This window comes from Halomonas sp. KX33721, assembly GCF_001596805.1.
Taxonomy (GTDB): Bacteria; Pseudomonadota; Gammaproteobacteria; order Pseudomonadales; family Halomonadaceae; genus Vreelandella; species Vreelandella aquamarina.
On the sequence record NZ_LVIA01000077.1, the window covers coordinates 1 to 784 of the forward strand.

Here is a 784-nt window from a genome sequence, read left to right on the forward strand (position 1 = left end):
AATATTGACGCGCCGCACCGGCGGCGCCCGGTAGCGACCGCTCTTGGCCGCTTCCAGCAGACGCTGGACGTTAGCCTCGAAGTCGCGCGCGAAGTCGTCCGCCGTCTGGCCGTCGATCCCGACGGCGCCGTCACGGCGCGTCATCAGGTAGGCCGTCCTCAGCCACTGGGCGTCGATATGATGCGCCAGTGACGTGAAGGCACGCTGCGGGAAGCGCTCTGCCAGCGCTGCTATCCGCACTTGTTTCGTGGACATGACCTCAGGTTCCTGTGCACCTGTCATGTTGCCCTCGTGCAGTTCTGATGATTGGCCGCCCCTTCCCTCCAGCGGGTCCCGTCGAGTAGGTTCCCCGCCTTCTTCGGTACTATGAGCGACTCCGACTCCCGCCCTTCCATCCGGCTGGCTCCTTATGGTCGCCTGGCCGTACCCCCTGAGTGCCTGTTGTTTGCTTCCGGTACCGTCAGGCACGACAGCACCGGACCGGGAGCTTTCGCCGCAGGCAGCCCCATGCCTGTACCTTTGTCGTTCAGAGGAGAAGGACGGGCCTCCCAGGTTCCTGGGAAACCCCTGTATGGACATGCCCTGCTCTTCGACCCCGGCGGCCCTTCCCTGCCAAGCCATACGGCAGGGTCGTGTTGCCTTCCAGCATTTGAAAACTGTCGGCGACTGCCACTACCACAATTTCGGGGCTCTATCACACGGCCTACCTACTCGCTGTGTACGCTTCGCAGCGGCGGTTACCCGACACCACGCAACACTCGCTGCCGGCTGGTGGCTAGCCTTG

Annotated in this window: 1 pseudogene; it reads right to left on the reverse strand. The window is 63.8% G+C overall.

The features are described 5' to 3' along the window. Positions 1-255, reverse strand: a pseudogene (locus tag A3220_RS16335) (hypothetical protein); the annotation flags it as partial. Positions 256-784: the final 529 nt, after the last annotated feature.